We start from the raw sequence: 21,992 nt of genomic DNA, 5'->3' as shown, positions 1-21,992 counted from the left end.
GATCGACCACTTCCCATTCGTCGGATTGTTCGACCAAGACGGGGCCAGACGGGTGCAGCAGCGCGGCACGGATAGCCGACAGGACATTCCGCATGAAAAGCACCCGGCAGCGGCCTCCTCCCCGCGCCCGATTTTTCTGGGGCTCCTTGCGGCAGTGCTGACGTAGAAAGTACCAAATTCGGTGTACACATCAGGATTTAGCTTTCACTCGCACCACCCGTTCTTAGATAAATGGATAGAACCCTGATTTGGGTCCCTGTTTACCTCGAGAAGAGCATTCAATGCACAAAAGCGTGTCCAGGTTTGGGCCAAATTGTCTTGATCATCCCCCAGGATCTCTCAGACGCACGGCTGGCAAGGCACTCGCCTACGTTGTTGCGTTCGCCATCGCAGTCAGCAGCGCCCTCATTCCCGCCATCGCAGCAAACGCTGCAAGCTCGGGCCTCATCGCAGTAACGACCTCTACTCCGGCGACGCAGAGCGTCGGAAGCACGTGGAATTTCGACGTGTCATGGTCGTGTTCAGGCGTAGCATCTGACAACTGCGAAAATATGAAGATCGACATCCCCATCGATCTTGTCAATCCCCACCCGGGCGCAATCGAGGACATGGATACTTGGGCGGTCACCGTTGTTCCCGCAGCTGGGTCCCTTGCGGGATTTACCTCGAGCCTCAACAAGACCGGCAACAAGATCGTTCTGACACTTACCGCGGCGAACACGATTCTGGCAGGCCGGGCAGAGAACTTCCTCGTTCGAGTGAAACCTCACCCCACCACCGGCGACGGAGTGGGTTTCACTTTCGGTGCCGCGGAGCTCAGCTCCACCAATTTCCCCACGGTCACCTCAAACGTCATGACTAACACCGTCACGAACCAGGACCTTGCTCCAGTGGTCATCCGGTTCGTAGGTTCAGCCACGATCCCGGGTGAGCCTGAAAACATGCTCACCACCTACGCAATTTACCCTGAGATTCAGGGTGTGTGGGACCCGAACGCTCACGCCTATTCATCGTGTGTCTTCCGAGACGAGCAGCGCAACGTCTCTGACACTGCCATCGCGGGAACCGTCTCTATTGTTCAGCAGCTGCCCCCGAACGCGACGTTCGTTTCAGCGAGCGGCGGCGGAGTCCACGACCCAGTGGCAAACACAATTTCCTGGAGCGGTTGCAGCAACCTCGCTCAGGTGCCGTTCAAGGTGAAGGTGAAATACCCCTCGGCTTGGGTACTGAACCCGGTCACCGGTGACTACCACTATGACGTTGGATCAAGCTGGTTCACGGACATCCTTGAGACTTCGGTAACGCGGACGTTCACCGACACGGCCGGTAACGTCCAGAGCACCAACAGCAGCGTGACGCACGACAATATCCCCGAGGATCGTCCCGCCGGCGTGTTCGCTAAGTGCGCCATTGGCCGCGTCGCCCCAGGAGCCGGAGACGTTGCCGTTCCGAATCAGTGTGGTCCTTTCCGCGTCGCTCCCACGTTTGCGTTCTCAGGCGACCTTGCGCTGCACTATTACGACATCACCGCGCAGAAGATGAAAGAAGCAGACACGCTCACTGTCACTGAGTGGATGCCGTGCCTCTCGAACCCGATTCCAGACTCGGCGCCGGGAATGCCGAGCTACGAGTCCAGGGAAAATTGCTTGGATCCACTGGCGACGATCACGCACATTGTGAGCTACGAAGTTCCCGACAACGGTGCGCAGCGAGGGCTGGGTTATCAAAACCTGGACCTGTACATGTCGGACGGCAGCGTTGAGTCGTATACCGCAATGAACCCTCTGGCTGGGCTTCCCGCTCTTCCGACGTTTTCCGGCGGCCGCAAAGTGATTGGGTTCAAGATGGTGCTGAATCCGCTGACTCTCGACGGTGGCATTCGCATCAATCTCACCACCCGACTGACGCCTCTGGCAGACACTTCCATGAACTTGCATAACCGTGCGGTCATCGATGTGGAAGGCGCGAACGGTTGGGCGGAAGAAGGCATCACCCCGCCTGGTGTTGGCGTCGTGAAGGAGCGGAACACCGCAGTGGCGTTCATTGGCCTGTCCGAGTCGCCGGGTAGCGGTGTTCGCACCATCCGCGGCAGCTTTGGCACCTGGGGTCTTGACCCGGCTCTTGGCCTGCCGAGCTACACCACAGTGCTCCCGGCCGGATACACGATACCCGGTGGCAACGTGTCAACGGTGGCCATCAGGGACCAGGATAATGCCCTGGTCACCGCAAACTACGACATCACGTTCATCCCGGGCGACGATGCCGCAGGGACCCTTCCCCGAATTCTCGTGATCCCTCGCGCAGGAACCCCCGCGGTACCTGACGTGACGGATTCGAGTGCTTCGTGGCCCTACATTTCAGTCACATCGGTGGTTGAAGTGGGCACGGGGAACAGGTTTGGTTATCAAACCGTTGAAGCGATGACCTCGCTGAACGGTGGGCCAACTCAGGTCCAGAGCTGCTTGCACTACAACACGCTCGCTCCGGGTGATCCCCGCGACATCGACAATGATGGTCTCGCAACGGATGACTCGAACTGTCGAGCAACGGGTTGGGCGCAGTTTCTCCCCCGTGAGGCTGCCGCGACTTCTGTTGTACAGAAATTCGCTCGCGACCTGGGCACGTCGACTTGGTTCGGCGCAAACCAGACCGCAATCACGCCTTCTGGCGCTGCCGAGTACCGCATCCACTGGGAGAACGCCGGTCAGCCGACGCTCAACAACATCGTCATGTACGACATGTTTCCCCGCCTGAATGACACCGGCACGGTGGCAGCTCAGGCGACACAGCCGCGCGGAAGTGAGTTCACCCCGGTGTTCTCGGGTCTCACTGCCCCTGTCCCTGTGGGCGCAGTGGTCGAGTTTACGAACTCGGACAACGCGTGCCGCCCCGAGGTCAACCCGGCGCTCACTGCGTGCGTCAACAATTGGACGACGAACACCGCGTCGCTCGGCGGTAACTCAGCGGTGCGTGGCATGAAGATCACCCTCCCGGGTAACTGGACCGGCGGACAGAGCATCGACATCACGTTCTCCATGCAGATCCCTGCAGGGACGCAGAGCGGTGTTCCTGCCTGGAACTCGGTTGCATCTCGCGCGAACAACGGCCCCGGGTCGATGGTTGCTGCGGAGACCGCACGCACCGGTATTGCGATGCCGGCCGATGTCATTGTGCAGAAGTCGAGCCCGCAGGCGGGAGGCCCGGTCGCAATCGGTGATCTCGTCACCTACAACATCGACGTCACCAACCGGCTGACGTCGGCGGTAAACGGTGTCCGTGTGGTCGACAATGTGGCTGGCATCCTGCCGTACATGGAGGAGGCGTCTGCGCCTACCTCCACGAGTGGCACCGTCACCTATGACAGCGCAACCCAGTCCTACGTTTGGGTTGGCGATCTAGGTCCAGAAGCATCAGCGACGATCACCATTACGATGAGAGCCACCGCAGCTACCCCTGCTGCGGGCGCAATCAATCGCGTCGTCGGCACTGTCGGACTCGTCCCGACGAACTGCCCGCCGAACAGCACGGACCCTGAGTGCACCGAAGCCGTGCGTGCAGTGGAGCCGATCGTGTCTCTCGATAAGTTTGCCGCGTCAGTTGCTCAGAGCAGCTTGATTGAAGCAAACACCGACGTTGAATGGACCTACCGTGTGACGAACGGCGGTACGGAGGAGCTTGAGAACCTGGTGGTTACTGACAGCAGGGGTGTCGCTGTCCTCTGCCCCTCAGCAACTCTCGCTGTCGGGGCCAGTATGGACTGCCTTGGCACCGGCAACGTCGGCACCGCGACACCGTACGAGAACACCGGCATCGTGGTAGGTACAGGACTGCACACGGGTGGCGCAGTCACCGCGCTCGACGACTGGGATGTGCGGATCATTCCGCTCGTTCCGACCATTGATCTCGTGAAGGACGCTCCCGGCGTTGCGGAGGGAAGCACCGTTGGTGCAGAAACTCTCGTCGACTGGACCTACACCGTCACGAACACGGGCACGGATACGCTCGTGAACCTCACAGTGGTGGATGACCAGAACGTGCCGGTCACATGCCCGGTCGCCACCCTCGTAGTGGGTGACAGTACAGTGTGCACCGGTACCGGTAGTGTCGGCTTCGGTTCGCGCTACACCAATATCGCTACCGCTCGCGCGGTCGGCGGGTACACGGCCACCCCAGTGTCAGATATTGACGACTGGTCCGTGAACGTGACTCCGTACACGGTCGGCATCACGCTGGACAAGTACGCACCCGCAGTAACCGAGGGAGGCACCGAGATCCCCGGAACCGTTGTTGACTGGGAGTACCTCGTCACCAACAACGGCGAGGAGCCGATCGGAGACATCGAGCTGGTCGACGACCAGGGAGTGGCCGTGATTTGCCCCGCAACGGAGCTCGCGGTCGGCGCGAACATGATCTGCGCTGGTTCGGGAAGCATAGGCGCGGGTCCCGGCTACACGAACATCGGCACGGTCAGGGGCATCACAACTCTCACGGACACTCCGGTCACGGATGACGACCCCTGGACCATTCAGGTGCGCTACCCTGTGCCGAGCATTGTCGGTGTCAAGGGTGCGCTGAACGCGGTCGAGGGCGAGTTCACTCCCGCCTTCCATGTTGTCGACTGGCAGTACACGGTCACTAACAATGGCGAGGAGCCGCTGGAAGACATCGTCGTCACTGATGACCAGGGTGTCGTGGTGACCTGCCCGCAGGACACGCTCGACGTGAACGAAGCGATGGTGTGCACCGGATCCGGCTCTATCGGTTCGGACGACGAGTACACGAACCTGATGGAGGTCGATGCGGTCGGCACAGTCTCTGGCGAGCCCGTCGACGATGCGGATCCGTGGACTGTACCGCTCGGCTTCCCGCCGGTCACGGTCGGCATCATTAAGGACGCTGTGGATGTTGCCATCGGTGACCGGGTCGAGAAGGATGCCGAACTGACGTGGACGTACACGGTCGTGAACACGGGTGGTCAACCGCTTGAGAACGTGATTGTCACGGACGATCAAGGTGTCGTGGTGACCTGCCCGCAGGACACCCTTGAGGTCGGCGAGTCGATGGAGTGCATGGGTACTGGTTCAGTGGGTGACAGCGAAAGCTACACCAACGTGGGATCAGTGACGGGTACGCCGAGGTGGAAGGGCGACCCGGTCACGGCAGTATCGACTTGGTCGACTCCGATCTCCGATCCGATCCCCGAGACCCCAGTGGTTCCGGAGACCCCGTTGGTTCCGCAGCCTCCGACCGCTGGCGGCACTCCTCTGGTTCACACCGGCAGTGAGATTCCAGTGTTCCTGTTCGCCCTGGGCAGCCTGATGGTTGCCGCTGGCGCACTGTTGGTGATGCGGCGTAAGCGGGAGGCGAAAGAAGGAGCCCGAAACGAAGGATAATCGCAGGATCCCTGTCGGCCATTTGACCGCCAGGTAAGAATCCCCCACTGTCAACAGGGTGACGGTGGGGGAATCTCTTTTCTTTGTGTGACCCGCCCCCGATTGCCCACACAGAGATGCGCCTCCGCCGATCGAAACACCAATGGGGGAGGGGCAACCACGGGGTGTCGGGCGAGGGAATGCTCCTGGATGGGGCGTTGGCGCGTAGCGCCATGCTGAACGGAACCATATCTACCTACGCCTGCGTTGCAAGGAACTCGTCCGTAGACCAGCTCACGCAGAAAGTTAGGCGGCAGGCTGAGCGATGACGACGAAGTTACTGTCGAGCTCGCCCGACTCGTCGCCCAGTGGGCATGTGATCAGGACCAGACGGTCAGGCTGGTGCTGCCAAATATCCATCCCGCTGATCGCGTCCTGTTCCGCCTCTATTGTCGTCAGCACAACAAACAGGACTCCCCGATATGTGAAGGTGTCGCCCATGGCGAGTTTTCTTACCGGGTCGCCGGCGCAGTCACCGCTCGTGCAGGAGTGTGCAATGACATAGTCGGTGCCACCATCCTCCGGGTATCCGTTCGCTCCATCAACGATCTGCCAGAACATTTCACCCTCATCGGGCGGATTCCGGGTCTGATGCAGGAACTGGTGACAGTTCTAGTTAGGCCGCGAGGGCCAGGTCGTTGTTCATGATGGTCTCGAACTCGATCGGCGTCAAACGGCCCAGACGGACCTGGCGACGCCTGCGGTGATAGGTCCGCTCGATCCAGGTCACGATCGCGATGCGTAGCTGTTCGCGCGTGGCCCAGGAACGTCGGTTCAGGACGTTTTTCTGCAGCAGGCTGAAGAACGATTCCATTGCCGCGTTGTCGCCGCAGGAAGCGACTCTGCCCATCGATCCGACGAGATTATGGACGGCAAGTTCGCGGCGCAGTTTCCTGCTTCGGAATTGCGATCCTCTGTCTGAATGGACGATACAGCCGTTCACGTTTCCGCGCATCCGGACGGCGTTGCGGACAGCTCGGACCGCGAGTGATGCCTTCATTCTCGAGTCGATCGAGTAACCCACGATCCGACCGCTGAAGGCGTCTTTGACCGCGCAAAGATAGAGCCGACCTTCGCTCGTTTTGTGTTCCGTAATGTCGGTCAGCCAGAGCTGGTTCGGCCGGGACGCCACGAACCGGTGACGCTCACGCCCGTGCTCGTCGATGACGACGCAGAGATCGTCGTGAACGGCGGGGCCAGACTTCTTGCCGTTCTTGCTCCGCTTCTTCCCGAACACACTCCACCAGCCATTCGATGATGCGATCCGCCACGCGGTCCGATCCGACATCGCCTGGCCCTCCTCGCGGGCCTCGTCGGCGAGGAGCCGATACCCGAACTCCGGGTCGTCGCGGTGCGCGTCGAACAGCGCGTTCGCCCGATACGCCTCCTCGAGCTCCCGGCTTGTCACAGGATCACGTAGCCAGCGGTAGTAGGGCTGGCGAGCGAGCTTCAAGACCCGGCACGACACCACGACAGGGATTCCGTCGGCGGCGAGCTCGCTCACGAGCGGGTACATCATTTTCCCGGCAGATGAGCCTGGGACAGATACGCGGTCGCGCGACGCAGCACCTCGACCTCCTGCTCGAGGAGGCGATTGCGCTTACGGAGCTCGCGCAGCTCGGCGGAATCCTGCTTCGTCTCACCCGGCTGTTCGCCGGCTTCGATGCGGGCTTGACGCATCCACTTGTCGAGAGTTCCGACATGGACGCCGAAGTCCTTCGCGATCTGCGCGAGGGAGACGTCTGGGTCGCGGTTCTGCGCGACCCGGACGACGTCGTCGCGGAACTCCTTGGGGAACGGCTTGGGCATGATGACATCCTTCCAGGCCAGCCCTCTCGGCTAGCCATGTTTGATGTCACCAGTTCCTGCATCAGACCCTCCAGACCGCGTGATACGGCATCGTTTCGGTCGACTCGATGTTGACTGTGTTGGTCGTCGGCGCACGTATCTCGTCGTCACCCTCACCCCTCATGATCTGCTCATGGGTGGGTAATAACGGAGCATTCTCGCCTACATTCGCCTCGTTGGCAGCGTTTTGAGCGGCGATCATGACGGAGAGCAGTGCCGCGGTCGCAGGCACTACAACGGCTCCGCCGGCGACGATCCACCACCGCTTCTTGAGGGTTTCAACGAGAGACATTTGGTTCTCTGTTCACAAATGTTTGTACTGAGAGAATCGCGGTGGCCGCGCCATGAGGGGGAATCACGCCGCGGCCACCGCAGCTTAGGGGTCGCGAGTTAGCGGCCGGTTTCAACAGCTACCGGGGGCCTTGGCGCGAGATGGCCTGCGAACTGCGCAGGGATTACAGGGTCGATCCGAGCGACCGAACTTCACCATTTTCGGTGCACTGCTAGTGGCAGTGTGCATGAAATAGCGATCCTTTCAAGGCGAGGAAATGGTGGGCCAAGTGGCCGCAGCGTCAAACGAGCCAGCCGTTTCAGTCTGCCCCCACACCACATCGCAAGTCTCGCTCAGCAGTGATTTTTACACCGAGATTGGTACCTTCGCCAGAGCCACGTGCGCAATAGCGGCCGAGTGGTACTCGTCAAGCCGATCGAGCGTCATCCGAACTGCGCGGTCGCGGTTCTTGGAGGGAAATTCTTGGGCATCGTCGGTTCCTTGAACCAGAAAGCATGCGGCACGAAACCCGGGACGGTTCAGGTGACGCGCATCTCTCAGCGGCCGTCGAACAAGCCGATACGGTACGCCTTCTCGAGCGCCCCTGCCCGAGAGTCGGCGCCCAACTTGCGATAGAGCGCAGCGACTTGCTTCTTGACTGTCGTGAGCGCAACGTGCAAGCGCAGGGCCATGTCAGCCTGCGTCAGACCTTGATCGATCAGCCGGAGCAGATCCGCTTCGCGAGACGTCAAGTCGACGAGCAACGCTGTCTCAGAAGCATCGCCCCCAATCGCCGCGATCCGCTGCCCTACTTCCTCCGGATCCAACTCGAGACGTTCCAGCAGTCCGCTCCACCCCGGTGTCTTCGCGCATCTTGCCGCGAGCTCGGCGCGAACACTGGACGGCAACGCCGCGAGCGGAACCAACGAGCAGGCGAGAGCCATTTCACGCGTTGCGAGGTGGCACGCACGATCCGCAGCAGGTTCGTCGCCGAGCGCCAGATGTCCCGCGGCACCCATCAGGTGCGCCGCGGCGCGATCACGATCAGAGGCGCGCGGATCGTTCAGCGCGATATCAACGTGGCGCAGCACCAGATCGATGCGCCCAGCGGCGAGCATCAGGCCCGCCCAGCTCTCGTGCGAGGGCGGAACAGGAGTATCTGCCTGACGCTCAAGGTAGCCGCGGGCCCGCTGAGCCTGTCCCAGAGCCAGTAGCCCCACGACACGAACACGGTGGACGATGCTCACGGCGAACGGGCTCAATCGGCCTGATCCGGTTGCCCGCTCACTCAGTCGCGTCTGTGCTCGTGCCGCCGCCGCGAGGTCACCCGACAGCAACTCAGCCCACTGCTGGGTGAGCATTACGACAGGCCACAGTTCAGAGCGAGGCGCCGCGAATTCCAGCCGTTCAAGCAGTACCTGTGCGCGCTCGATATCAAGTCGGTCAAGTGCCAGCATCGCCTCTACGGTCATTGTTAGAACCGACACGTACTCGAAATCCCAGACTTCACCGAAGATGGCCTGCGCCTGAGCGAGACACTCCACAGCTTGCACTCTCGGGCCGCGCAGTTCGTAGATCAACCCCATCAGCGCCCACGCAAACGCCGGTATGTAGTCGCCATACCCCGGGCGCTGCCAGAGCAAAGTCGATTCGCGCAGCGCCTCCAACGCTTCGGGCAGTCGATCCACAAAGAAGTACAGGATCCCCTGCTCGAGGCGAAAGAACGCCCGGTTGCGATCCGATGCGGAGATGCCCGTTGATTCGTTGTCTGGAAGCAACTGCCGTAGTTCATCGAGGGTTGTGAGTGCTCCGGTAAAGTCACCCCGCAGCCGCTGGAACCGCATCCAATTGATCCCGACATGCAGACGGGCATCAGCCGTTCCCATGCTGTGCCATCGAGGCCCCAAAGTGGCAGTGCATTCGGTAACCTGCAGCGAAAGCCGCTCAACAATCAGATCGAGGTTTTCCCCCGCGGGAAGACTCCGCACTCGCTGCATGACTGAGGTCGATTCAACGTAGACGTGAGCGAGCCACAGACCGGGGTAGTCATGCAATTTCGGCTCGGGTATTGAACCGAATGCCTCGTGAATGGCGACCGGATCCGTGACCATTACACGCATGCCGTAGCGATACCAAAGTTCCTGCAGGCCGGACCACTCCGATGCGAAGCGCAACTGCACGGCGAGCTCCCCAATCAGGGGCTCCCCGGACGCCGTGTCCGCGGCGGCCGAACGCAGGGGCTCGATGAGGTGCCGCCGACACGAGAGCAGCGCGGCTTCAACCCCAGATCCGCCCTGGGTGAGTTCCGATTCATGTCTCGTCGGCCCGTACCGAAGTAACTCATGTTGCAAAATCTCCCTTATTTCCGTGGGAACGACCCACGTCTCTTGGCCACGATGGTCAGCTCGATCCGCCGGTTCGAGATACCCAGCCTCCGCAAATCGCTCGAGTAGGCTGGCGCCCACGAAATGCCCGGCCTCCAGTGCAGGTCGGTCACGCTCAGCAGAGAAGCGTCGCGGGAAGGCCGTCTGCAACAGCGAGATGCTGTGTTCTGTGACGCGGTGGAACAGCAAAAAGTGGCTCGCGTAGGCGAACATCACCGGAGCGGTCGCAGTCGAGGATAGCCCGAAAGGCCTGCTTCGATCAGAAGTAATCGGCTGCCCTGAAGCGGATTCCATAGCGCGTACCCATCTGCCCACGTCATCGTGTGCCCTCCAGCCGAGGACAAAATTGCCAACTGGCAAAGGTCATTATTGCACTAGAAATTGGTGGCCAATATAGCTTTCCCTGCAATCCCCTTGCGCTGCACCCGGCGGTTCATAAGGCGCCCTAGGTTTGCTGCTGCGTCCTCGGTCGATGCTTGCCAGGTCGTTGTCGCCCCATGAGTCAGTGCACCGGTGGGTGAACCTGCCCCCGGCAACCACTGATGAAGGGCTTCGCCGACACGATGAGCGCCGAAGGGCACCCTGGTTGAGTTGATCTGCCAGGAGGAGGCGGCGTTGGTCGACCGGGCCATGATCCCTCTCTCTGATGGAACTGGGACTGCTGCAGCTTCGGTTGACTCCTAACCTGCGGTGATTCGTCACCGCTAGAAGGATGTATTTATGCCTAAGCCATACCCCGCGGAGTTCCGTCAGGACGTCGTCGCGATTGCCCGGAAACGAGAGGCCTCGTTCAAGCAGATCGCGAAGGACTTCGGGATCAGCGAGTCCTGTGTCCAGAGCTGGGTCAAGACCGCCGAAGTCAACGAGGGTGCCAGGCCTGGCACCACCTCCGAGGAGGCGGCCGAGCTGCGCGAGTTGCGCAAACGGAACCGGCTGCTGGAGCAGGAGAACGAGGTGCTGCGCCGCGCGGCGGCGTATCTGGCGCGTGACATCCTCCCCAAATGATCTACCCGCTGGTCCGTGAACTGGCCGCGACGAGTGCACCCTGCCCGGTGCCCGTCGTGGTGACCTGCCGGGTGTTGGGCTTCAGCAAACAGGCGTTCTACGCCTGGGAGAAAGAGCCCGTCTCGCAACGCGACTGGGACCAGGCGCACCTGATCAACGCCGCCTACGACGTCCACAAGGACGACCCCGAGTTCGGCTACGGGTTCATCGCCGACGAGCTCCGCGCAAGCGGTGTGAGCGTGTCGGAGCGGACCGTGTGGAAGGCGTGCTCGCAGCAGCGGATCTGGAGCGTGCTCGCGAAGAAGCGCGGCGTGAACAGGAAGGCTGGCCCGCCGGTGCACGACGACTTCGTCGAGCGCCGCTTCACCGCGGCCCGCCCGAACGAGCTCTGGCTGACAGACATCACCGAGCACTGGACCGGTGAGGGCAAGCTTTACCTCTGCGCGATCAAAGATGTCTATTCCAACCGGATCGTCGGCTACGCCATTGATGACCGCATGCAGGCGTCTCTGGCGGTCTCTGCGGTCGCACGGCGTGACCCGCAGGGCACTGTGGTGCATTCGGACCGCGGATTGCAGTTCCGGTCCCGGAAGTTCGTCCACGCCCTCACCCAGGCCGGGCTGACCGGGTCGATGGGGCGGGTCGGCGCGTGTGGTGACAACGCCGCGATGGAGTCCTTCTTCGCGCTGCTGCAGAAGAACGTCCTGAACCGGAAACGCTGGGCGACCAAGGCCGAACTGCGGCTCGCGATGGTGCACTGGATCGAGGGCACCTACCACCGGCGCCGCCGCCAGCGCAGCCTTGGCTGACTCGCCCCGATCGAGTATGAAATGATCACAAACGTCGCACTCGCGGCCTAACAACCCGAGACAAGCAAAGCTGCAGCAGTCCCGTCTACTTGTTCTTGTTCTGTGGCGCAGGAGCCATATCGCTTTTCGAGTCGTAGACCCGCCCGCGATACCGTAGACGCGACACACCGGGTCCTGTGAGTTGAGCGGCGTGGAAGCTGTACTCCGGTCGAGACCAGACCTCAGGGACCTGGCCTACGCGCGAAAACCTCGCCAGCGTCGCCGAACCCTAAGCGATCGAACTCGACTGTGGTGATGGCTCAACCTTTCACGTTTATGCCGACGGTGCAGACATCGCGAGCGTGGCGGAAATGATGGGTAACAACCCGAGCATGACGCTCTCGACCTACACCCACGCAATCGCCGAGCAGAAGCTTGCGCTGGCCGAGCAGGCTGCGAGCCGGTATCGGGATAAGGTGCAAAATAAGGTGCAGGTCGAAAACGGCTAGCCGCCCTGATGGGGGTCTTCCCCTTGTGCTGATTGGTGGGCCCGGCGGGGCTCGAACCCGCGACCCGCGGATTAAAAGTCCGATGCTCTACCAACTGAGCTACAGGCCCAACATTCCGTTTCGCGCTGACGCACGAACGGACCTCACCATTCTATGAGGTTTGGCGGGCGGCCATGTACACCCGACGGGAATGCAGCCACGAGGCATAGAATCGGCTGACTCCAGCACCGTTCAACAGATGGGAAGCCAGTGTCTCGCGAACATCTCCGCCCGATCCTGCAGCCGAGCGCGCAGTTCGATTGGATTATCGGCGCGAAAGACCCCGCGGTCACGCTGCGCCTGGCGCAGGAGACGGCCTGGGCCCTGCTCGATCGCGTGCGCAGCGTCGCCGACCCCGAGATCGTGGCCCGCGTCATCGCGATTGCCGACCCGATCGAACGCTTAAGCGACGCGCCCGGCATCGACGACATCGCCGAGATGTGGGCTGACTCGGGCCCGCATTCCCTCGCCGGGGTGCTCTGGCGCCTCTACCTCTTGCGCAGGATCGCGACCGGCGACCCAGAGGGCACGGCCGAGCTCTTCCGCCTGGGAGCGGAGCGAGCCGCGCACATGATCGACCCGATCGTGGCCGGGATCGAGACCCCCGCATCTCCCGAGGCCGTTGTCGGGCTGTGCGACACGATCCTGCGCGGGGTGTTTACTGGCGACTTCGCGGCCGCGCTTGATCGCGCCGCGAGCACCTGCAAGCTGCTCTCGCTGGGGGCGGCGGCGCTCGCGGACTCCCGCGACCCGCATGACGACCAGCACGCGGGCGCCCTCACCACGCGCGCCCTGCGCTACGACGAGTTCGCGCGCGACCTGCACGCGGGCGCCCGGCGCTGGCGCTCCGGCACGCTCGCATAGCGCGACCAGCGGCAGGATCCTGCCGGGCGCTCGACATCACACACCAGCGGTAGCATCGAGATGTGAATAGGGCAGCTGCAGCAGGTATTTCAGATCCCAAGTGGGACCGCGTCATCGAACGATTCTGTGCGATCGGGCGAGCGTCGGTCGAGCGCGGGCTGGTGGTGGGCAGCGCCGGGAACCTCTCGGCGCGCGACCCCGAGACCGGCGAGATCATCGTGACCGCCACGGGCACCTTCTTCGACGCGCTCACCCGCGACACCTTCGCGCTGCTCTCGGCGAGCGGCGAGCATCTGGACGGCCCCAAGCCCTCGAGCGAGTGGCGCCTGCACCACGGCGTGTACGCGGTGCGCCCTGACGCGACCGTCGTGATGCACCTGCACCCCGAGTACTCGGTCATGCTCGACGAGCTCGGGCTCCCCATCCGCCAGCACATCCTCGACCACGTCGCCTACGTGCCGAAGATCGGGCGGATCCCGTTCTTCCCGAACGGATCCGAGGCGCTCGCCGAGGCCGCGTCCGAGGCGATGCGCGGCTGCGACGCCATCGTGCTCGGCAACCACGGCTGCTCGGTGCTCAGCACCGACCCCGACGACGCGTTCCGCAAGGCACAGAATCTCGAGCAGGCGGCGCGCATGACCTACCGCATGGCGCTCTTGGGCGATCGCACCACTGAGTTCCCGCAGGAGCTGCGCGCCACCGCGATGCACGCGTAGGGTTCAGCGGGCAGTCAGCAAGGCGGAATGCTCGGCGCTACAATTGATGCTGCCGGGCCACGGTAACCCCGGGCTCCAATTTTCGCCGCTGCGAGCGGCCTTCCGCCGAGAGGCGTTTCCGTGGCCTGGCCCTCTTCGTTCCCGCGCGTCTGGCGGGTCCTGTGCCGCAGCCGGCGGATTCTGACGTCGTGTCTGTGGCAGGTCCTGCCGTGGCGCAGCCCGGCCTTGTGAATCAAGTCGGAAATGGCAATCATGCTGCACCGCCTCGGGCGAGGGTCTCCGACACGTTTCGCGTTTCCGACATGATTTACGCGCCGCGCCAGGCCGCGCCGCGCCGCACCGCGCCGCGCGCCCCTCCCAACGCAAACGGCCAGCCGCCCGTAAGGACGCGCTGGCCGTTTGCTGCAGAACTGTCTAGCCGAAGCGGCCCGACACGTAGTCCTCGGTCGACTGCACTGAGGGCGTCGAGAAGATCTTCGTCGTATCGTCGTACTCGATGAGCTTGCCGGGCTTGCCGGTGCCTGCGATGTTGAAGAACGCAGTCCGGTCTGAGACGCGCGATGCCTGCTGCATGTTGTGCGTCACGATGACGATCGTGTATTCCTTCTTGAGATCGTCGATCAGGTCCTCGATCGCGAGGGTCGAGATCGGGTCGAGGGCCGAGCAGGGCTCGTCCATCAGCAGTACATCGGGGGAGACCGCGATGGCGCGGGCGATGCAGAGGCGCTGCTGCTGGCCGCCGGAGAGGCCCGAGCCGGGCTTGTCGAGCCGATCCTTGACCTCGTTCCAGAGGTTCGCGCCCGAGAGGGACTTCTCGACGAGGTCGTCGGCGTCGCTCTTCGAGATGCGCGAGTTGTTCAGGCGCACCCCTGCCAGCACATTCTCGCGAATCGACATGGTCGGGAACGGGTTTGGGCGCTGGAATACCATGCCGACCTGGCGGCGCACGAGCACGGGGTCGACCCCGGGACCGTACAGATCGTCGCCGTCGAGCAGCACCTCACCCTGCACGCGGGCTCCGGGGATGACCTCGTGCATGCGGTTCAGCGTGCGCAGGAAGGTCGACTTGCCGCAGCCCGAGGGGCCGATGAAGGCGGTGACCGAGCGCGGCTCGATCGCGAGAGAGACATCCTCGACAGCCAGGAACTTGCTGTAGTAGACGTTGAGATCTTTGACCTCGATGCGCTTCGACATGTGTGATCCTTTGCTTGAAGTGGTGGGCTAGCGCCCGGTCTTGGGGGCGAATACCTTCGCCACGAGGCGCGCAATCAGGTTGAGCGCCATCACGATGAGAATGAGCACGAGGGCCGCGGCCCAGGCGCGGTCGAGGAAGGCGAACGCCGGGTTTCCCTGGTTCGCATACTGCGTGTAGACGTAGACCGGCAGCGACTGCATGCGGTCGGCGAACAGGTTGTAGTTCATGCTCGCGGTGAAGCCGGCGGCGATCAAGAGCGGGGCAGTCTCGCCGATCACACGGGCGATGGCGAGCATGACGCCCGTCGTAATGCCGGCGATCGCGGTCGGCAGCACGACCTTGACGATCGTGAGCCACTTGGGCACGCCGAGCGCGTAGGCGGCCTCGCGCAGCTCGTTCGGGACGAGCCGCAGCATCTCCTCGCTCGAGCGCACGACGACCGGGGTCATCAGCACCGCGAGCGCGACGGCACCGGCGATGCCGAGCCGAGCACCCGGGCCGAGGAAGATCGCGAACGCGGCATAGGCGAAGAGGCCGGCGACGATGGATGGAATACCCGTCATGACGTCGACGAGGAAGGTGATGAGCTTGGCGAGCCGGCCGCGGCCGTACTCGACGAGGTAGATCGAGGTCATGAGGCCGACAGGCACCGAGATGACGGTTGCCGCGAGCGTGATCAGCAGCGTGCCGACCATGGCGTGCAGCGCGCCGCCGCCCTCGCCGGTGACATTGCGCATCGACGAGTTGAAGAACTCGGGGTCCATGCGGTTCACGCCGTTACTGACCACCGTGATGGCGACCGACACGAGCGGCACCATGGCAAGCACGAACGCTGAGGTTACAAGCCCGGTGACCAGGCGGTCGACCGCCTGACGGCGCCCCTCGACGAGGCCTGAGATGAGGGTGAGCGAGGCGAGGTACAGCAGCACGCCGACGACCGAGGCGCCCGGCACGCTGAGCGCCGATCCGTTCGCGGCGGCGAGCAGGCCGAACAGGGCGAACGAGACGGCGAGGGCGATGGCGAGTACGACCCAGGCGGTGCCGCGGGGCAGACGGTTGCTGGCGAGCAGCGAGCCGCCTGAGGTGCGCGAGGAGTTGTCGCGAGTGAGCGTATCGAATGAGGTCATCAGTTAGCTCCCGAGAACTCTTTGCGGCGGTTCACGATCGCGCGGGCGCCCGCGTTCACGAGGAAGGTGACAACGAACAAGATGAGGCCCGTCGCGATCAATACGTTCACGTTCTCGCCGTACGCCTCGGGGAAGGTGAGCGCGATGTTGGCGGCGATCGTCGAGGGGTTCTGCGAGGTGAGCAGGGCGAGTGACACGGTGCCGGTCGCGGAGAGCACCATGGCCACGGCCATCGTCTCGCCGAGCGCGCGGCCGAGGCCGAGCATGGCGGCCGACACGATGCCGGCGCGGCCGAACGGCAGGACGGCGAGGCGGATCATCTCCCAGCGGGTGGCGCCGAGCGCGAGCGCGGCCTCCTCGTGCAGCACGGGGGCCTGCAGGAAGATCTCGCGGCAGATAGCGGTCATGATGGGCAGGATCATGACGGCGAGCACGACGGACGCCGTGAGGATGGTGCGGCCGGTGCCCGAGACGGGGCCGGCGAAGAGCGGGAACCACCCCATGTTCTCTACGAGCCAGGAGTAGATGGGCTGCACGGCCGGTGCCAGCACGCCGATGCCCCACAGGCCAAAGACGACGGAGGGGACGGCGGCCAGCAGGTCGACAATGTAGCCGAGCGCCTGCGCGAGGCGGCGAGGCGCGTAGTGCGAGATGAAGAGGGCGATGCCGATGGCAAGCGGCAGCGAGATCGCGAGGGCGAGGACCGCGGCCCAGACAGTGCCGAAGACGAGCGGCCCGACGTAGGACCAGAAGTTGCTGGTGAGCACGGAGGCGGTTTCACCGGTGGCGAAGAAGGCCGGGACGCTCTGCACGATGAGGAAGAGCGCGACCGCGGCGAGCGTGACGAGGATCATGCTCCCCGCAAACACCGCCGAACGCGAGAAAACGCGATCGCCGAGGCGGCCAGTGGCCGATCGTTTCGCGGGCAAGACGGTCATCGAGTGGTGATCCTTCTCTCGGACGGTAGGGCGGTGGGCCAGGGGAAAGCGAGGTGCGGTGCAGGATCCGGGGGCGGGGCGCGAACGCCCCGCCCCCGAGTCGACTACTTGATCGCCGCGATGGCGGGCTCGACCTTGCTGCGCAGGTCGGCCGAGATCGGCGCGCTGCCGGCGGCATCAGCGGCGACCTTCTGGCCGTCCTCGCTCGTCACGTAGGTGAAGTACTCGCGCACCAGCTCGGCGTTGCCGGCCGTCGCGTACTCCTCGCACCCGATGAGGTAGCTCACGAGGACGATCGGGTAGACGCCTGCCTCGGTCGAGGTGCGGTCGATCGCGATCGCGAGGTCGTTCGCGGTGCGGCCCTCCTCGATCGGAGAAACGTCGACGATCGAGGCTGCTGCCTCGGGCGAGTACGCGATGAACTCGTCGCCGACCTTGATCTTCACGGTGCCGAGTTCACCGGCGCGCGATGCGTCGGCATAGCCGATGGTGCCCACGCCGTTCGTGACGGCGTCAACGACACCCGAGGTGCCCTGGGCAGCCTCGCCGCTCGCGAGCGGCCACTCCTCGACCGATCCGTCGGTCCACGCCTCGGGGGCCGCGGCCGACAGGTAGTCGGTGAAGTTGCCGGTCGTGCCCGACTTGTCCGAGCGGTGCACAGCGGTGATCGCCAGGTCGGGCAGCGTTGCGTCGGCGTTCTGCGCGGCGATCGCCGGGTCGTTCCAGTTGGTGATCTTGCCGGTGAAGATGTTGGCGACGGTGGCCGCGTCCAAGTTCAGCGAGTCCACGCCGTCGAGGTTGAAGATCACTGCGATGGGGGAGATGTAGGCGGGGATCTCGACGATGCCCGAGCCTGCGGCGCACCCCTGGAAGGGGCCGGCGGTGATCTCGTCGGTCTTGAACGCGCGATCCGAGCCGGCGAACGCGCTGGCGCCCTGCTGGAAGGTCTCGCGGCCGGCGCCCGAGCCGGACGGGTCGTAGTTGACGGTGACCTTCTCGTGCGCGGTCTGGAAGCCCGCGATCCATGCCTGCTGTGCGGCATCCTGCGACGATGCACCGGCGCCGACGAGCTCGCCGGAGAGGGTCGAGGCCGCGGCCGACGAGTCGGGGGTGGCCGACTCGTTCGCGGCGCACGAGGAGAGCGCCAGGGCGGCCAGGCCGCCGATTGCAACAGCCTTAAGAACGGGAGAAATCTTCACGGAAGAGGTGTCCATTTCGATTGCGTGTGGGGAGAGGCGGAACTGCCTCGGTTGAAACGCTAAGCATCCGACATGACGAGTGTCTCGCCTGGAGGTAAACGGAGGGTGAACGAACGGCGCCGAAATGGTGCAGTGGACCGCGACCGCGCGGATCCTGCGCACAGATAGCATGGGGAAATGCGCATTCGGAAGACCCTCGCGGCCCTCGCCGCCGTCACCCTGTTGTTCGGGCTGTCGGCCTGCCAGGCCGAGCCCGATCCGGCTCCGAAGCCCCAGCCGACAGCGGCCCCCACCCCGCCACCCGCCCCCGAGCCGGAGCCGCAGCCGGGCGCAGGCCCCGCCTGCCCGACGGATCACTGCACGACGCTGACGATCACAGGTGACATGCTGTTCCACCCGGGCCTCTGGCGCCCGTTTGCGATCCCGACGACGGCTGAGGGGCGAAACTACGACCTGTTCCCGCTGCTCGAGGGGCAGAAGCCGTACCTCGACCGCAGCGACGTGTCAGTCTGCCAGCAGGAGACCCCGCTCGGTGCCCTCGGTGGCGTCTTCACGGGCTACCCGATCTTCAATACTCCCCCCGAGCTCGCGGTTGCCGCCGCCCAGCTCGGCTACGACGTGTGCACGACCGCCAGCAACCACACGATCGACATGGGAACGGAAGGCCTGAACCGCACACTCGACACGCTCGATGCGAACGGCATCAAGCACACCGGCTCCTATCGTTCCGAAGCCGAGGCCAACGAGATCCTGATCGTTGAGGCGAACGGCGCGAAGATCGCGTTCATCACCTCCACCTTCTCGCTCAACGGCTTCGAGCCCGAGGCGGCCTGGCAGGTCGACTACCCGCTCGCGCCCGAGCGCTCGATCGAGAAGGCGCAGCGCGCACGCGATCTCGGCGCCGACCTCGTGATCGGTGTGCAGCACGCGGGTACCGAGTACTCGACCGTTCCCGACGTACAGCAGACCGGTAACGCGCACGCGCTCATGGACAGCGGCCTGTTCGACTTCGTCTACAACCACCACACCCACTCGATCCAGCCAATCGAGCCCTACAACGGCAAGTTCATCGCGTACGGCACCGGCAACGGCATCAGCGAGTCCGCGCCCTACGAGAACCGGGTGAACAATGAGTTCCTGCTGCTGCGCATCCAGTTCGCGAAGCAGGCGGACGGCACCTGGACGACGAACGACCTCGCGTGGGCGCCGGCGACCAACCTGCAAAACGGCGGGTACAAGTGGTGCTCAGTCGCGAGTGACGCCCCGCAGGGGGTCTGCCAGTCGCCCGACTTCGACGCGGATGTGCGCGAGCGCACGCGCGCGACGGTGAATGCGATGGGCGCGGAAGGCGCGGGCGTGCACGAGTTGCTGCTCTCGCAGGATCCGCCCCTCCCCGCGGTTGCCCCGGCCGAGTCGGCGGGGTAGCTCTGCCGCGCCTCGCGCTGCCACCCACTTCTCTGACGAAACGGTCGGGCTCACCCGATACGGTGAAGACGCACGCAGTGTCGCTTTCTGGCGCTCCTTCGGTGCCACCGGCAGTGCATGCGTCCTGAGGAGGAATCATGAAGGCTGTGCGTTTCACTGCGTGGAAGACGTTTCCCTCAATCGAAGAGGTTGAGCGGCCGACTCCCGGCCCCGGCGAGGTTCTTTTGAAGATCGCCGGCGCGGGTGCCTGTCACTCGGATGTCGCGATTTTTGAACAGTTCGACGAGAGCATGGGCACGCAGTTGGCCCCGAGCTACACGCTGGGCCACGAGAACGCCGGCTGGGTCGAAGAGCTGGGTGAGGGCGTCACCGGCATCACGCAGGGCGAGGCCTACCTCGTTTACGGTCCCATCGGGTGCGGTGCCTGCCCGGCCTGTTCGCGCGGTCAAGACACCTATTGCCACAATGCGGCGACGCAACCCTATCTCGCGACGGGGCTCGGTCGTGACGGCGGGATGGCCGAGTACATGACGGTGCCCGCGCGCAACCTCGTGCCACTGGGGGACGCTGATCCGGTCGATGCCGCGCCGCTCGCTGACGCGGGCCTGACGCCGTATCACGCGATCAAACTGTCCCTGCCGAAGCTGGCGGGTGGCGGGAAAACCGCCTTGGTGATCGGACTCGGCGGCCTCGGTCAGATCGCGGTGCAGATCTTGAAGGCGCTCACGGGTGCGACGGTCATCGCGACCGATGTGAAGCCTGAGGCGATGGCCGAGGCCGAGGCAAACGGCGCGGTGACGGTGCCGGGAGGCGCCGACCAGGCCGAGCGGATTCGCGCGCTCACCGGGGGCCAGGGCGTCGACGCGGTGTTCGACTTCGTCGGCATCACGGCCACCATCAAGGTGGCGCAGCAGGTCGTCCGCCGTCAGGGACGCATCACAGTCGTCGGCGTCGCAGGGGGCCCCACCACCTGGGACTTCTACTCGAACCCCTACGAGGCCGAGCTCACGAACACCTACTGGGGCACGATCGAAGAGCTCTACGAGGTCGCCGCGTTGTACCGCGCGGGGCAAATCACGCCCAGCGTGAAGCGCTATCCCATGGATCAGGCGCTCCAGGCGTACCACGACCTGCACGACGGCAAGCTGTCGGGCCGGGCAGTGGTGATGCCGAACGCCTAGGTGTACTGCGTCATGACGTTGGTGACACTCGGCTGATGGGTGTTGCTCCGATGCCGGTGTGGATGCGTTTAGTGTTGTAGAAGTCCAACCAGGGCGCAAGAGCGGCCGATCGTTCGTCATTGCTGGTGAAGACCTGCCTATAGGCCCACTCGGTTTGCAGGGTGCGGTTGAGGCGTTCAACTTTGCCGTTCGTCCAGGGGCAATGGGGCTTGATGAAACGTTGAACTGCGCCAAGCTCGGCGACGGCGTCCTTGAACGCGGCCGATTTCCGGTAGGCGAACGCGTTGTCCGAAAGGACCCGCTTGATCGCGGGGATACCGCATGCCGCGAAGAACGCTGCAGCTCGCAGCAATACGCCGGCAGCGGTGACGCCTTTCTCGTCGGAATGGATCTCGGCGTAAGCGAGGCGACTGTGGTCATCGATCACGGCGTGGACATAGTCGAACCCGACCCCCTGGTGGCCGGTGACGTGATTGCGGCGGGTTTGGGTCAGGTCGGCTCGCCAGCCACCACCGTCGGGGATGCGGCCGAGTTTCTTCACATCAACATGGACCATCTCGCCAGGCCGCTCATACTCGTAACGGTTCTCCGTGGCGCGAGAGGCCCGAATGAGTTCGCCGGTCATCGGATCACACCAGCTCAGCGGCGGGACGTGGTGGCGTGCTAACACGCGTGACACGGTTCGGGCAGGAACACCGGTGTCTGCAGCGATGCGCAACGGGCCTGCGCGAAGTCGAGAGCGGGACTCGAGCACGACCTGTTCACGATCCGGACTCGTCCGGGTCGGCGAACACCGTGGCCGAGACGAGCGATCCAGCAGTCCCGCAGGGCCCTCGTCTTTGTATCTGCGAACCCAGCGATGCGCGCATTGCCGGGAAATGCCGAGTTCTTTGGCGACATGAGCGACGGGACGATGGGAACCAATGACGCGTTCAATGAGCAACGCTCTGCCGCGAACAGTCAGTCGGGCATTAACGTAAGACAAGAGAACCTCCTGGCTATGCGGATGACTTCAACATCTCCACTAAGCCAGGAGGTTCTCCCTTTTCACAAGACCTAAAGTGTCACCAA

The 21,992-nt window shown here is 63.8% G+C and carries 16 protein-coding genes and 1 tRNA gene; 7 read left to right on the top strand and 10 right to left on the bottom strand.

The annotated features are described in order from the left end of the window. Positions 1-551 precede the first annotated feature (551 nt). Positions 552-5,393 (top strand): DUF11 domain-containing protein, encoded by a 4,842-nt coding sequence (locus JW030_RS11060; RefSeq protein WP_188046765.1) that lies wholly within the window; start codon positions 552-554, stop codon positions 5,391-5,393. A 285-nt stretch (positions 5,394-5,678) separates the two neighbouring features. Here the strand turns inward: JW030_RS11060 and JW030_RS11055 are convergent, their stop codons facing one another. The 4 genes from JW030_RS11055 to JW030_RS11040 all read right to left on the bottom strand — a co-directional run bounded on the left by JW030_RS11055 (position 5,679) and on the right by JW030_RS11040 (position 10,229). Continuing rightward, a complete protein-coding gene (locus tag JW030_RS11055; protein ID WP_188046766.1) occupies positions 5,679-5,993 on the bottom strand; it encodes a hypothetical protein in 315 nt (104 codons plus the stop codon). Positions 5,994-6,048: 55 nt separating this feature from the next. Continuing rightward, positions 6,049-7,241, bottom strand: a protein-coding gene (locus tag JW030_RS11050; RefSeq protein ID WP_188046809.1) for an IS3 family transposase whose coding sequence is annotated in 2 segments (ribosomal slippage) — positions 6,049-6,954 and positions 6,957-7,241 — 1,191 coding nt in all. Because the reading frame shifts where the segments join, the coding sequence is not laid out codon by codon here. A 61-nt stretch (positions 7,242-7,302) separates the two neighbouring features. Continuing rightward, on the bottom strand, positions 7,303-7,572 hold the full coding sequence (locus JW030_RS11045; RefSeq protein WP_188046778.1) for a hypothetical protein: 270 nt from the start codon (positions 7,570-7,572) through the stop codon (positions 7,303-7,305). 536 nt (positions 7,573-8,108) lie between these two features. Further along, positions 8,109-10,229 carry a LuxR C-terminal-related transcriptional regulator gene (locus JW030_RS11040; RefSeq protein WP_206348562.1) on the bottom strand — a complete coding sequence of 707 codons (2,121 nt, stop codon included), beginning with the start codon at positions 10,227-10,229 and terminating at the stop codon, positions 8,109-8,111. Between the two features lie 426 nt (positions 10,230-10,655). Between JW030_RS11040 and JW030_RS11035 the strand changes: the two genes are divergently transcribed. Next, positions 10,656-11,749, top strand: a protein-coding gene (locus tag JW030_RS11035) for an IS3 family transposase (protein WP_188046776.1) whose coding sequence is annotated in 2 segments (ribosomal slippage) — positions 10,656-10,929 and positions 10,929-11,749 — 1,095 coding nt in all. Because the reading frame shifts where the segments join, the coding sequence is not laid out codon by codon here. A gap of 350 nt (positions 11,750-12,099) precedes the next feature. Beyond that, positions 12,100-12,237: a hypothetical protein gene (locus JW030_RS11030; RefSeq protein ID WP_188046775.1), complete on the top strand. Its 138-nt coding sequence runs from the start codon at positions 12,100-12,102 to the stop codon at positions 12,235-12,237. 33 nt (positions 12,238-12,270) lie between these two features. Here the strand turns inward: JW030_RS11030 and JW030_RS11025 are convergent. Next, positions 12,271-12,346 (bottom strand) — tRNA-Lys (locus JW030_RS11025). A 140-nt stretch (positions 12,347-12,486) separates the two neighbouring features. On the opposite strand from JW030_RS11025, the gene JW030_RS11020 reads away from it, so the two are divergent. Together JW030_RS11020 and JW030_RS11015 are read left to right on the top strand one after the other, a co-directional pair. Further along, on the top strand, positions 12,487-13,140 hold the full coding sequence (locus tag JW030_RS11020; protein ID WP_188046774.1) for a hypothetical protein: 654 nt from the start codon (positions 12,487-12,489) through the stop codon (positions 13,138-13,140). Between the two features lie 62 nt (positions 13,141-13,202). Beyond that, entirely contained in the window at positions 13,203-13,856 is a 654-nt protein-coding gene (locus JW030_RS11015; RefSeq protein WP_241095435.1) for a class II aldolase/adducin family protein, read from the top strand. Between the two features lie 414 nt (positions 13,857-14,270). Here the strand turns inward: JW030_RS11015 and pstB are convergent, their stop codons facing one another. The 4 genes from pstB to pstS all read right to left on the bottom strand — a co-directional run bounded on the left by pstB (position 14,271) and on the right by pstS (position 18,315). Further along, positions 14,271-15,050: a phosphate ABC transporter ATP-binding protein PstB gene (gene pstB, locus JW030_RS11010; RefSeq protein WP_188046773.1), complete on the bottom strand. Its 780-nt coding sequence runs from the start codon at positions 15,048-15,050 to the stop codon at positions 14,271-14,273. Positions 15,051-15,077: 27 nt separating this feature from the next. After that, the gene (gene pstA, locus JW030_RS11005) at positions 15,078-16,178 is read right to left on the bottom strand and encodes a phosphate ABC transporter permease PstA (RefSeq protein WP_188046772.1); all 1,101 of its coding nucleotides are present in this window, start codon (positions 16,176-16,178) and stop codon (positions 15,078-15,080) included. Continuing rightward, positions 16,178-17,116, bottom strand: coding sequence for a phosphate ABC transporter permease subunit PstC (pstC, locus tag JW030_RS11000; protein ID WP_188046771.1), 939 nt, complete (start codon positions 17,114-17,116; stop codon positions 16,178-16,180). The genes pstA and pstC overlap by 1 nt, the downstream gene beginning before the upstream one ends. Positions 17,117-17,220: 104 nt before the next feature. Beyond that, on the bottom strand, positions 17,221-18,315 hold the full coding sequence (pstS, locus tag JW030_RS10995) for a phosphate ABC transporter substrate-binding protein PstS (protein WP_188046779.1): 1,095 nt from the start codon (positions 18,313-18,315) through the stop codon (positions 17,221-17,223). Positions 18,316-18,492: 177 nt separating this feature from the next. On the opposite strand from pstS, the gene JW030_RS10990 reads away from it, so the two are divergent. Next, on the top strand, positions 18,493-19,740 hold the full coding sequence (locus JW030_RS10990; protein ID WP_188046770.1) for a CapA family protein: 1,248 nt from the start codon (positions 18,493-18,495) through the stop codon (positions 19,738-19,740). Positions 19,741-19,877: 137 nt separating this feature from the next. Continuing rightward, positions 19,878-20,921, top strand: coding sequence for an NAD(P)-dependent alcohol dehydrogenase (locus tag JW030_RS10985; RefSeq protein WP_188046769.1), 1,044 nt, complete (start codon positions 19,878-19,880; stop codon positions 20,919-20,921). Between the two features lie 10 nt (positions 20,922-20,931). Here the strand turns inward: JW030_RS10985 and JW030_RS10980 are convergent, their stop codons facing one another. Continuing rightward, positions 20,932-21,906: an IS481 family transposase gene (locus JW030_RS10980; protein WP_188046810.1), complete on the bottom strand. Its 975-nt coding sequence runs from the start codon at positions 21,904-21,906 to the stop codon at positions 20,932-20,934. Positions 21,907-21,992 lie beyond the last annotated feature (86 nt).

This window comes from Leucobacter sp. CX169, assembly GCF_017161405.1.
In the GTDB taxonomy this organism is placed as follows: domain Bacteria; phylum Actinomycetota; class Actinomycetes; order Actinomycetales; family Microbacteriaceae; genus Cx-87.
This window is presented reverse-complemented; position numbering and strand designations above follow the sequence as displayed.

Excerpts from the sequence above, each read along its gene's own strand:
- JW030_RS11040 (WP_206348562.1), bottom strand. The coding sequence starts at position 10,229 with ATGGAATCCGCTTCAGGGCAGCCGATTACTTCTGATCGAAGCAGGCCT.
- JW030_RS11030 (WP_188046775.1), top strand. The coding sequence starts at position 12,100 with ATGATGGGTAACAACCCGAGCATGACGCTCTCGACCTACACCCACGCA.
- JW030_RS10990 (WP_188046770.1), top strand. The coding sequence starts at position 18,493 with ATGCGCATTCGGAAGACCCTCGCGGCCCTCGCCGCCGTCACCCTGTTG.
- JW030_RS11060 (WP_188046765.1), top strand. The coding sequence starts at position 552 with ATGAAGATCGACATCCCCATCGATCTTGTCAATCCCCACCCGGGCGCA.
- JW030_RS11045 (WP_188046778.1), bottom strand. The coding sequence starts at position 7,572 with ATGTCTCTCGTTGAAACCCTCAAGAAGCGGTGGTGGATCGTCGCCGGC.
- pstC (WP_188046771.1), bottom strand. The coding sequence starts at position 17,116 with ATGACCGTCTTGCCCGCGAAACGATCGGCCACTGGCCGCCTCGGCGAT.
- JW030_RS10985 (WP_188046769.1), top strand. The coding sequence starts at position 19,878 with ATGAAGGCTGTGCGTTTCACTGCGTGGAAGACGTTTCCCTCAATCGAA.
- JW030_RS11055 (WP_188046766.1), bottom strand. The coding sequence starts at position 5,993 with ATGTTCTGGCAGATCGTTGATGGAGCGAACGGATACCCGGAGGATGGT.
- pstB (WP_188046773.1), bottom strand. The coding sequence starts at position 15,050 with ATGTCGAAGCGCATCGAGGTCAAAGATCTCAACGTCTACTACAGCAAG.
- pstA (WP_188046772.1), bottom strand. The coding sequence starts at position 16,178 with ATGACCTCATTCGATACGCTCACTCGCGACAACTCCTCGCGCACCTCA.